Origin of the sequence: Xanthomonas fragariae, assembly GCF_900183975.1 — a bacterium.
In the GTDB taxonomy this organism is placed as follows: Bacteria; Pseudomonadota; Gammaproteobacteria; order Xanthomonadales; family Xanthomonadaceae; genus Xanthomonas; species Xanthomonas fragariae.
On sequence record NZ_LT853882.1, the window covers coordinates 2,848,228 to 2,859,759 of the forward strand.

An 11,532-nucleotide genomic window follows, 5' to 3' on the forward strand; every position below is an offset into this window, starting at 1 on the left:
AAACGAGAGTTTGTTAGGAACATCCCTCAGGCGCTTGACGTGTCGTTAGCGGTCAGTTGTCGGTGCGCGTTTGGCGGCTGCAAAGCAGTTTTGATCACCGCCCTCAAGTGTGACGTTCGTCGGCTACTATTACTTGCCACAACACACACTTGCGGCTTGGACCACGGCAAGGCAATGAACCTGCGCCGAATAATGCAGGTGCGCCTCTGCTGGAACTTAACGTCTGTCGGGAGACACTAGAGGCCGTCGCGATCTGGAGTGGTTTCCACACCATCGCCCTCCTCCCCCTCACTGACCGGAATCCGCATGCCTTTGCTTGACCGCTCTGTTTCTGCCCTGTTGCCACTGGTATTTGCAACCGCCTGCTCTGCCGCGCCACCGGCCAAATCCGGCCCGCCTGACGCGCCCGTCGCCGCCTGCACTGCAAAAGTGCGCCCTGGCCAGGATCTGCAAAAAGCCATCGACAAACTCCCGCAAAGCGACACGCCATCGGTGTTGTGCCTGGGAAAAGGCGAATTTCCGCTCAGTGGATTGGTTTCGATCCACCGCGGCAATCTCACGCTGCGCGGCACGGGCCCGAGCACCGTGCTGCGCATGGCTGATGGCGTGCAACAACCGGCACTGGTGGTTGGCGACTACAAAAACGAGGAGCCGGCCGGCGTGATCCGCAATGTCAGCATCGAAGACATGCAAATCGTTGCCAGCACCGGCGAAAAAGAGTTCATGCCCGAGCGCCCGTACCTGAGCAATAGCGCCGTGGTGGTGCGGTCGGGCCAGGGCATCCGGCTCGCCGGTCTGCAGGTCAACAAGTGCCGCAGCGCCTGCCTGCTGAGCGAATACGACACCAGCGAGATCACCGTCGAAAACAACGATGTGTCCGGCGCGATCTGGGACGGCGTGTCGTTCAACCGCACGGCCAAGGTCACCATGGCCAACAACTACATCCACGACAACGTAGCAGCAGGCCTGACCATCGAGCACCTGGAAGACAGCGAAATCCGCAACAACCGCTTCGAGCGCAACGGCAGCCAAGGCATCTATCTGTCGGATGCGCGGCGCAACCGATTCAGCAACAACCAGTTTGACGGCAACAAGCTTGCCGGTGTGTTCCTGGCCTGCGCTATTCATCAACGCACGCCGGAAGTTCTGTGCTGGGACAACAGCATGAGCCAAGACAACGTGTTCGAGAACAATCGTTTCTCCAACACGCCGTTCACCTACACTGTCGGTGTAGACCGAGCTGCAAACTGCACCGCGGCCGACTTCAAGCCGAACCTGTGGCGCAACAATGAGGCCGATGTGGCCGGCGTCGATATCGAGCCGAAGCGCTACGGCTATTGCGTACGCCACGACTGATCGCCACAGCGGCCGGCAGTGCGTAAGCGCATGCCGGCCGCTGCAACTGCATCACCGTTACGACGCCAGCGCTTGTTCGTGCACGCCGGCAATCGCGCGGCCAGAGGGGTCGGCCATCGCTGCAAAGCTCGCGTCCCAGGCAATTGCTGTCGGCGACGAGCACGCGATCGACTTGCCGCCCGGCACGGTTTCGGCAGCTGCCTGACCGGGGAAGAACTGTTCGAACAGCGTGCGATAGAAATACGCTTCCTTGGTCTGCGGCGGATTAACCGGAAAGCGCTTGTCGGCCGCACCCAGTTCGCGGTCGCTCACATGCGAGGCGGCATGCGCCTTCAGCCCGTCGATCCAGCCATAGCCCACACCATCGCTGAACTGCTCTTTCTGCCGCCATAGAATCGACTCGGGCAGATAACCGGAGAAGGCTTCGCGCAGCACGCCTTTTTCCATCCGTGAGGCGCCAGTGCCGGTCTTGTCGATCATCTTGAAGCTGGCGTCCATGCGCATCGCCACATCCAGGAATTCGCGATCCAGGAACGGTACGCGCGGCTCCACGCCCCAGGCCATCATCGACTTGTTGGCGCGCAGGCAATCGTAGTTGTTGAGCGCGTCCAATTTGCGCACCAGTTCCTCGTGGAATTCGCGCGCGCTCGGGGCCTTGTGGAAGTATAGATAGCCACCGAAGATTTCGTCGCTGCCTTCGCCGGACAGCACCATCTTCACGCCCATCGCCTTGATGCGGCGCGCCAGCAGGAACATCGGCGTGGACGCGCGAATGGTGGTGACGTCGTAGGTCTCGATATGGCGAATAACTTCAGGCAACGCATCCAGGCCTTCTTCGAAGGTGTATTCGAAGCCGTGGTGCACCGTGCCCAGCGCTGCGGCTGCCACCTCCGCAGCCGCCAAGTCCGGTGATCCTTTCAAGCCGATCGCGAACGAATGCAATCGCGGCCACCATGCTTCGGTAGTGTCATTTTCTTCGATGCGATGACGTGCGTAGCGCGCGGCCACTGCCGCAACCAACGACGAATCCAATCCACCGGACAGCAGCACGCCATACGGCACATCGGTCATCAACTGACGATGCACCGCACGCTCGAACGCCTCGCGCAATTCCTGCAATTGCACCTGCACCCCTTCCACTTCGGCGTATTCGCGCCAGGACCGCTCGTAATAGCGGCTCAGCGCGCCGGTGGCGCTGTCGTACCAATGACCGGGCGGAAACTGCGCGGCATCGGCGCAATCGTCCACCAGCGATTTCAGTTCGGACGCCACACGCAAGCGGCCTTCGCGGTCGTGGCCCCAGTACAACGGAACCACACCAATCGGATCACGTGCGATGATCACGCGCCCGGCGGCCTTGTCCCACAGCGCGAACGCGAAGATGCCGTTGAGGCGGTTGAGATACGAGGCTGGCGCGTCTTCGCGGTACAGCGCGTTGATCACCTCGCAATCGGAGCCAGTCTGGAATGCGTACGGGTGCAGCAATTCCTGCTTGAGGTCTTGATGGTTGTAGATCTCGCCATTCACCGCGAGCGCGAGGTTTCCATCTTCAGACAGCAACGGCTGCGAGCCGCCAGCCGGGTCGACGATGGCCAGGCGCTCATGCACCAGGATCGCACCGGTATCGACATACACGCCGCTCCAGTCCGGGCCGCGATGGCGCTGCCGCTGCGAACATTGCAGTGCCTGCCTGCGCAATGCCTGCAGATCGTCACCGGGTTGCAGGCCGAAAATACCGAAGATGGAACACATGGAAAAACTCCTGATGAACTGCGGGGGTTGGCGGCCGGCGAGATAGCATGCTGCACGAGAATGAAACCCATAAAAAAACCCGCATCGGCCGATGCGGGTGTTCTGATTGCTGGGCGTTTTAGTGTACTTCGCCTAGTCGCAGACCCGCATCCGCTGCGCACGATTATTCGCGCGCAGATTGTTGCGGTTGGCGACATTGAGGTCGGCGATGTGAATAAGCATGCAGCCGACGCTAACCGTTCGTTTTCAATGACGCAACTGTTTCAGCGGCAACGACGGCGACAAACAGGCAATCACGCGATCAGCAAGCGCTCGATCAACGTGCGATACAGTGCAGGCAGCGCTTCCAGATCGGCCACACGCACGTGCTCATCGACCTGATGGATGCTGGCGTTGACCGGGCCGACTTCGATGCACTGCGCACCCAGCGGCGCGATGAAGCGCGCATCCGAGGTGCCACCGCCGGTGCTCTCTTCCGGTGGCGCGCCGGCGAATCGACCCAAGACCTCACGCGCGACGCTGCGCAAGCGCCCTTCCGGCGTATAGAACGGCTCGCCGCTGCGATGCCAGCGCAGCGCATAGTCCAGTGCGTGGCGATCCAGCAATGCGGTGATTTCCGCTTCCAGCCGTGGCGCATCCCAGTGCGGGGTGTAGCGCAGATTGAAGGCCACCTGCAGCTCGCCCGGAATCACGTTGTTGGCACCGGTGCCCGCATGGATGTTGGAAAGTTGCAGGCTGGTCGGCGGAAAACTTTCGAAGCCATCGTCCCACTGCCGCGCGACCAGCTCGGCCAGTGCCGGCGCTGCCAGATGGATCGGATTGCGCGCCTTGTGCGGATACGCCACATGCCCCTGTACGCCCTTCACCGTCAGCGTGCCGGACAGACTGCCGCGACGACCGACACGCAATAGGTCGCCCAATCGCTCGGTGGACGATGGCTCGCCGGTGATGCACCAATCGATCGTCTGCCCGCGCTCGCGAAACAACTCGGCAACGCGCCGCACGCCATCGATGGCATCGCCTTCTTCGTCGGAGGTCAGCAGCACCGCCAGCGTGCCGGTGTGCTGCGGGTGGGCGGCGACGAACTTTTCGGCTGCGATGGCGAAGGCGGCCACGCTGCCTTTCATGTCGGCTGCGCCGCGCCCGTACAGCACGCCATCGCGAATCTGAGGGTCGAACGGATCGCTGGTCCATGCCTCGCGCGGCCCCGGCGGCACCACGTCGGTATGCCCTAGCAATACCAGCACAGGCGCACCGCTGCCATGCGTGGCCCACAGATTGTCGACCTCGCCCAGGCGCAGGTGTTCGTATGCGAATCCAGCAGCGCTCAGGCGCTGCGCAATCACCGCCTGGCAGCCGGCATCGGCCGGCGTCACCGAGGCGCGCGCGATCAGGTCACACGTCAGATCCAGCACATCACTCATGCAACATCACCACAATGTGGCCGCATCAGCGGCGTTGATTGAAGACCAAGCATGCAGTGGTCCAAAGCATGCGTTGATCGTGGTTGCGATCGCGTTAGCCTTAGCGCGATCTGGTCGGCAGTCATCCGTTTTACATCGGCGTGGTTTACATCGCCGCACAAGCGATGACGGCCGCGGCGGTCAGGCGGCGCAGTGATGGCACTGCACTGCTCAGCCGATACCGAACAGCTTCTTGAAGCCATTATCGGAAAAGCCCTGACTCAATGCACCGTCGGCGGTGATGACCACCGGGCGTCGGATCATCTGCGGGTATTCGCGCAACAGCAGCTTCCATTCGGCAGCGCTGGCTGTGGCCTTGCGGTTGTCCGGCAACTGTCGCCAAGTGTTCGAGGATTTGTTGATCAACGCATCGAATCCGCCGACCTTGTCCGCCCATACAACCAGCGTCTCCGGCTCGGGCTTGTGCTCGCGGTAATCGACAAAGGCATAGGCAACACCGAAACGGTCCAGCCACTTGGTGGCTTTCTTGCAGGTATCGCAGTTTTTGAGTCCGTAAAGTGTGTTCATGAGCGCATCCAAGTTCGACCTTTGAAGCCCCTTTCCGTCAGGAGAGGGGTTAGGGGTAAGGGTACGGGTGAAGCCTCGTGTACCCAAAACCGCCAGGTTTCCCACGCCCCTTCATCCGGCGCTGCGCGCCACCTTCTCCAAGGGACAATGAAACTAACGAGGGAACTAACGAGCGGTCGCAAACATGCGTAGGAAGTTGAGCAGTTGTCTTGTTGACTTGCCTTCAATCCGCCAACCCACGCAGCAACTCATTCACGCTGGTCTTGCTACGCGTCTTGGCGTCCACCTGCTTGACGATCACCGCGCAATACAGCGAGTGCGAGCCATCATTCGACGGCAGCTGCCCGGACACCACCACGCTATACGGCGGCACATGACCATAGGAAATCTCGCCAGTGGCGCGATTGTAGATGCGCGTGCTCTGGCCGATGAACACGCCCATGCCGATCACGCTGTGATGGCCGACGACTACACCTTCAACCACTTCCGAACGCGCGCCGATAAAACAATGATCTTCAATGACGGTCGGGCTGGCCTGCAGCGGTTCGAGCACGCCGCCGATGCCGGCGCCGCCGGACAGATGGCAGTGCTTGCCGATCTGCGCGCACGAGCCCACGGTGGCCCAGGTGTCGACCATGGTGCCTTCGCCCACGTACGCACCGATGTTGGTGAAGCTCGGCATCAACACCACGTCCTTGCCGAAGAAACTGCCGCGACGCGCGACTGCGCCCGGCACCACACGCACACCTGCCTTGCGGAACTCGGCTTCGTGGAAGCCGGCAAAGCGTGACTCGACCTTGTCCCAGAACGGCGCCGGCTGCGCGTCGATCACCGCCATCTCGTTGACGCGGAAATACAGCAGCACGGCCTTCTTCAACCACTCGTTGACGGTCCAGCCGCCCTGCCCGTCCGGCTCGGCGACGCGGAGCTCACCGCTCTCCAGGCCGTCGATGACGCGGGTGACGATGGCGCGGGTGGAGCCTTCGATTTCGTCGATGGTCAAAGTGGCACGACGTTCGAACGCGCTTTCGATCCCGAACTTGAGTTCATCATGGCCCACATGCGTTGCGGCGGTCTGCACGGCCTTTTCGGCGATCGGCAGTTTCTTCGCCGCTGCAGCCTTTTTGGCAGCCGGCGCGGCAACGACGCTGGTCGGCTGATTGGCCACGCGCGGCGCAACGCCAGTCGCCGTCTTGGCGACGGTCTTCGTGGCAACGCGTTTTTTGCCGATAGTTTTCTTTACAGCGGCCTTCTTACCGACAGCCGCGACGGACTTAGCGGCATCGGCGACAGGCGCGTTGGCGGCCTTGCTGCTCAGCTTGGGCGCGCGCTCGGGCGCTGCGCTGGCGGTGGTTGCGCTCTGCTTGCGCGCTGTCTTCTTGCTGATGGCCATGGGGGCTCCGGGAGGGCGTACTAGGTAGGGTCGAGGCAGGCGCACAGCGCATCGCGCAGGGCTTGCCGGGCGGATTCGGGCAACGGGCGATCATGCTCGTCGGTGATCTGGAACTGATCTTCCGCACGCTCGCCAAATGTGGCGATGCGCGCGTCGTGCACACGCAGGTGTTGCATGCGCAGCACATGCGCCACGTCAGCGAGCAGACCGGGGCGATCGGGCGCAACCAGGCTGATACGGGTACGGTGACCGTCGGCGCTTTCGCTGAATTCCACGCGCGGCGCAAAAAGGAAATGCCGCAACTGACGTGGCACTGCACGCCGCGACGGACGCACCTTCTGCAGATCGCCGGCGAGCACCTGACGCAACGCGGCGGCCAGACGCTGCGGGTCGCCATCGGCCGAGCTGTCCTGTGGCAGCACTTCAAACACGTCGAGAATCGCATCATGCGGCGCGTCCAGCACGCGGGCGCGGTGGATGCCGTACCCCCTGCGGTCGAGCGTGGCCACGATCGCGGAGAACAAGCCGTCGCGATCGAGGGAATACACGAACACTTCCAGTGCGTCGTTGTCCGGCACCGCGCGCCGCGCCTTGACCGTGGTCTGGCCGATCTGCACTTCGATCAGCGAGACCGCCTGCCAAGCCAGTTGCTCGGGACGGAAGCGCAGGAAGTTTTCGTCCGGCATGCCGGCGAACTGACGATCGATGGTGGCATCGTCGTATCCCTGCTCCTGCATCAGCGCGCGCGCCGATTCGCGTGCCTCGCGCAGGCGTTCCTCGCGCGGCGGGGGATGTTCCAGGCCTTCGCGCAGCGCGCGGCGCGCGGCGAAGTACAGATCGGCCAGCAGCCGGTCCTTCCACGCGTTCCACAATTTGGGGCTGGTACCGGCGATATCGGCGCAGGTCAGCAAATACAGATGATCCAGCCGTTCGCGCGTGCCGACCAAGGTGGCGAAGCGATGGATCACATCCGGGTCGGAGATATCCTGTTTTTGCGCAGTTACCGACATGCGCAGATGCTGCTCCACCAGCCAAGCCACAAGCGCGGTGTCGGCGTCACTGAGCCGATGCGCCAGGCAGAACGCGCGCGCATCCACCGCACCCAGTTCGGAATGATCGCCGCCACGGCCTTTGGCGATGTCGTGAAACAGACCGGCCAGCAGCAGCAATTCCGGCTTGCGCAGACGCGGCCAGACTTCGTGGGTGATCGAAAAACGTTCGTCGGCGCGGCCTGCGGCAAACAGCGCGATGTTCCGCAGCACCATTAGCGTGTGCTGGTCCACCGTGTAGACATGGAACAGGTCGAACTGCATGCGCCCGGAGACGCTGGCAAATGCCGGAATCCATTGGCCGAGCACGCCCAAGCGCGCCATGCGATTGAGCGTTTCCACCGCGCGTGGCCCCCGCAACAACGCCATGAACTGGTCGCGTGCAGGTGCATCGGCCACATCGTAGGCAGGCAACTCGCCCAGCACCTCGGCTAGCGCGCGCGCAGTCAGCGAATGCAGTCCACGCACGTCGCGGTGTGCGGCCCGCTGTGCGAACAAGGCGAACACCTGCATGACATCGCCATTCGGCCACGTGTCCGCATCGGCGGCCAGATAGCCGCGGCGCAGGCTGAAACCGTCACTCAACGGCTCCGGCACCGCCTCGCCATCGAATTGTTCTTCGAAGCGCTGTAGCAGCCGGTCGCTGATGCGACGGATCAATGCAGCACTGCAATAAAAGCGCTGCATCATTTTTTCAACGCCCAGGCTTTCCGGGTCGTCGGCAAAGCCCAGCCGCTCGGCCAGAGTCTTCTGGTAATCGAAACGCAGGCGTTCTTCCGGTCGGTTGGCGACGATGTGCAGGCCAAAACGCAGCCGCGCCAGTTGCTCGCGCTCGCGCAGCAGCGCGGCCGCTTCGTCCAAGCCGACATGGCCGAGCCCAACCAGCGCCTCCAGATCCTTGACGCCGAAGGCTCGCAACGCCATCCAGCCTAACGTCTGCAGATCGCGCAGACCGCCCGGGCCCTCCTTGATGTCCGGCTCCAGGTTGTCAGCGGTGTCGCCGAAGCGCTGATGGCGTGCCAGCAACTCTTCGCGTTTGGTCTGGAAGAATTCGCGCGGCGGCCACACCCGTTGTGGCGCGATCGCCGCCGCCAGTGCAGTGCTTGCGTCGTTTGCCGCAACCAACGGGCGCGATTCGATCAACGCAGTGAGTACGGTCTGGTCGACGGCGGCGGCGGTGCACTGCGCCGGTGAGCGAACCGCATGGCTGATCGGCAGGCCCACATCCCACAGCAGCGCAAACAAACGCGCCAAGGCCTGCTCGTGCTGCTGCTGCGCGACGGTCTCACCCAACACCAGCACATCCACATCCGAGCGCGGAAATAACTCGCCATGCCCATAGCCACCGACCGCGTACAACGACAACCCGCTGTCGGCCGGAATGCAGCGTGTCCACGCATTACGCATCAATTGATCGACTGCACGCGCGCGCAGCGCGACCAGTCGCTCGATCGGCTCGCCCTGATCGAAGCGTTTGCACAGCCGCGTGTCCGCCTGCACCAGCAGCGGACGGGCCTGCACGGACCATTCCGCGTCGCCAGCGACGCCCTGTTCGGGTCCGCACGCCGGCGGGGCCGTCATATCGGTGCGGGAGCGTTCGGCGACAGTGTCAGCACATCTACGCCTTCTTCGGTCACTGCGACCATGTGCTCCCACTGCGCGGACAACTTGCGATCCTTGGTGACCACGGTCCAGCCGTCGGGCAGAGTCTTATGGTGACAGGTGCCTTCGTTGATCATCGGCTCGATGGTGAAGGTCATGCCCGGCTTGAGCACCAGACCTTCGCCCGGACGGCCGTAATGCATCACCTGTGGCTCGTCGTGATAGACCTTGCCGATGCCATGGCCGCAGTAGTCGCGCACCACGCTAAAACGCTCGGCCTCGGCGAACCTCTGGATCGCGTGCCCCACATCGCCCAGCGTTGCGCCAGGCTCGACCGCACGGATGCCGCGCCACATCGCTTCATAGGTGGTGTCCACCAAGCGCTTGGCCATTACCGAGGGCGTGCCCACGTAATACATACGGCTGGTATCGCCATGCCAGCCGTCCTTGATGACGGTGACATCGATATTGACGATGTCGCCGTCTTTCAAGACCTTGGCCGCGCTCGGGATGCCGTGACAGATCACGTTGTTGACCGAGGTGCACACGCTCTTGGGAAAGCCGCGGTAGCCGACGTTGGCAGGAATGGCGCCCTGCACGTTGACGATATGATCGTGGCAGATGCGGTCCAGCTCGGCCGTGGTCACGCCCACTTGGACGTGCGGGGCCACGATGTCGAGCACCTCGGCGGCCAGGCGGCCGGCGACGCGCATCAGTTCGATTTCTTCTTTGGTTTTCAGATTGACGCTCATGGCCCGGATTATCGCCGATTCGGGCTGAATCTGAACGACCCACGTCGCCGCTTTTTTGCGTGACAGGCGATGACGGCGCAAGCGGACGGTGCAACAGGAAACCGGCGCCATCCCGTATTCATGTGTGACGCAATGCAGAGAGCGTCAAGGTCTCCGTTAACGGAGTCATCCGAAAAAGGTCGCAATTTTGGAAAAATAACCAGCGTAAACAGCTATATAGCGCGTGAATTCGGCGTTATCTTCTGGCACGGCAGATGCATTGCAAAAAGGGCGACGAGCCGTCGCATCACGAATGACCAGACCGGTCTAAGGAAATGTCCATGCGTACTGCCCATCCCGTCCTGCTTTCCCTTGGCCTGCTCTCGACCATCAGTGTCGCGACCGCGGCAGATACCACCACCTTCAACGTCAAGATCGCCGTCACCAAGGCCTGCACCATCACCGCTGCGTCCGCCACGGACGTCGACTTCGGCTCGGTACTTTCGACCTCGACCGCCAACGCCGACGCCAACGGCAGCGTGACCGCGCAGTGCACCGCGCTGACGCCGTACAACATCGCGCTGAGCGCAGGTAGCAATGCCAGCACCGCAAACGACGTCACCACCCGTCGCATGAAGAACGCAGACCCGCTAGTCACCGCCAGCAACTTCATCGCCTACCAGCTCTACCAGGATCTGGCACGCAGCACAGTATGGGGCAGCACCAGCGGCACCAATACGCTGAGCCGCACCGCCACCGGCATCAACCAGGTCTTTCCGGTCTACGGTCGTGTGACCAACCCATCGGTCAACAATGCCGCGACCGGTAGCTACCAAGACACGATCACCGCCACGATCGTCTATTGAGCACGCGCATGATCCTGCACCACCGCCTGCCGCTATGCCTGCCTGCGTGGGCGGTTCCAGTTGGACTGACCTTGGCGCTGGCGCTGTGTAGCGGCTGGACGCTGCCCTCGGCGCGTGCGGCCAGCCTTCAATTGGCACCGACCTCGCTGACCTTGCACGCAGAGCAGTCCGCCGACGGGCTGTGGCTGAGCAACAGCGGCGGCGTGCCGGTGCAGGTGCAGACACGCGCCTATCGATGGACCCAGCGCGATGGACGGGACCAGCTCGACCCCACACCGGAACTGCTGGTCAGCCCACCGATGCGCACCCTGGCCGCTGGCGAACGCCAGCTAATTCGCGTTATTCGCGCCGGACCTGCGCCAACCGGCCAGGAGGTCTGTTACCGCATCATCGTCGACGAACTTCCCAACGCCGATGCCGATCGCAAAGGCATGCAATTCGTGCTGCGCTACTCGGTGCCGATCTTCGTGCTGCCACCCGGCAAAGCCGATCCTAAGCCGACCTTGAATGCGCACTTGGTGGCCGGCAGCGACGGCAATGCGCAGATCCAGATCAGCAACACCGGCAGCGGGCATGCCCAGGTCGCCGACCTACAACATCGAGTCGATGGCACGGCCAAAACGGCATTGAACGGCCTGGTTGGCTATGTACTGCCCGGTCAGACCATGCGCTGGTCATTGGGTGCACCGCTGGCGCAGTTCGGCCGCGGCACCATTATCGCAAGGATCAATGGTGAGGCGGACGAACGTACTTTGTTGGCAGTGCCGACAGCGCCGTGATGCGGCCAGGCTG

9 protein-coding genes are annotated in these 11,532 nt (G+C 62.6%); 3 read left to right on the plus strand and 6 right to left on the minus strand.

All coding sequences use genetic code 11. The features are described 5' to 3' along the window. Positions 1 to 306 precede the first annotated feature (306 nt). Positions 307 to 1,356: a right-handed parallel beta-helix repeat-containing protein gene (locus PD885_RS13230; RefSeq protein WP_002810756.1), complete on the plus strand. Its 1,050-nt coding sequence runs from the start codon at positions 307 to 309 to the stop codon at positions 1,354 to 1,356. Between the two features lie 57 nt (positions 1,357 to 1,413). Here PD885_RS13230 and asnB read toward each other — a convergent pair whose 3' ends face one another. From asnB to map, 6 genes are all read right to left on the minus strand, one after another. After that, positions 1,414 to 3,108 carry an asparagine synthase B gene (asnB, locus tag PD885_RS13235; RefSeq protein ID WP_002810758.1) on the minus strand — a complete coding sequence of 565 codons (1,695 nt, stop codon included), beginning with the start codon at positions 3,106 to 3,108 and terminating at the stop codon, positions 1,414 to 1,416. 293 nt (positions 3,109 to 3,401) lie between these two features. After that, the gene (gene dapE / locus PD885_RS13240) at positions 3,402 to 4,532 is read right to left on the minus strand and encodes a succinyl-diaminopimelate desuccinylase (RefSeq protein WP_002810760.1); all 1,131 of its coding nucleotides are present in this window, start codon (positions 4,530 to 4,532) and stop codon (positions 3,402 to 3,404) included. Between the two features lie 210 nt (positions 4,533 to 4,742). Next, positions 4,743 to 5,099 (minus strand): Spx/MgsR family RNA polymerase-binding regulatory protein, encoded by a 357-nt coding sequence (locus tag PD885_RS13245; RefSeq protein ID WP_002810761.1) that lies wholly within the window; start codon positions 5,097 to 5,099, stop codon positions 4,743 to 4,745. Positions 5,100 to 5,322: 223 nt separating this feature from the next. After that, positions 5,323 to 6,492 (minus strand): 2,3,4,5-tetrahydropyridine-2,6-dicarboxylate N-succinyltransferase, encoded by a 1,170-nt coding sequence (gene dapD / locus PD885_RS13250; protein ID WP_040762822.1) that lies wholly within the window; start codon positions 6,490 to 6,492, stop codon positions 5,323 to 5,325. Positions 6,493 to 6,512: 20 nt separating this feature from the next. Continuing rightward, positions 6,513 to 9,122, minus strand: coding sequence for a [protein-PII] uridylyltransferase (locus tag PD885_RS13255; RefSeq protein ID WP_002810763.1), 2,610 nt, complete (start codon positions 9,120 to 9,122; stop codon positions 6,513 to 6,515). After that, positions 9,119 to 9,895, minus strand: a complete 777-nt coding sequence (gene map, locus PD885_RS13260; protein WP_002810764.1) for a type I methionyl aminopeptidase — start codon at positions 9,893 to 9,895, stop codon at positions 9,119 to 9,121. Before map ends, PD885_RS13255 begins: the two co-directional genes overlap by 4 nt. A 320-nt stretch (positions 9,896 to 10,215) precedes the next feature. Between map and PD885_RS13265 the strand changes: the two genes are divergently transcribed. Together PD885_RS13265 and PD885_RS13270 are read left to right on the plus strand one after the other, a co-directional pair. Continuing rightward, a complete protein-coding gene (locus PD885_RS13265) occupies positions 10,216 to 10,740 on the plus strand; it encodes a Csu type fimbrial protein (RefSeq protein ID WP_002810765.1) in 525 nt (174 codons plus the stop codon). An 8-nt stretch (positions 10,741 to 10,748) separates the two neighbouring features. Next, positions 10,749 to 11,519 (plus strand): fimbrial biogenesis chaperone, encoded by a 771-nt coding sequence (locus PD885_RS13270; protein WP_002810766.1) that lies wholly within the window; start codon positions 10,749 to 10,751, stop codon positions 11,517 to 11,519. Positions 11,520 to 11,532: the final 13 nt, after the last annotated feature.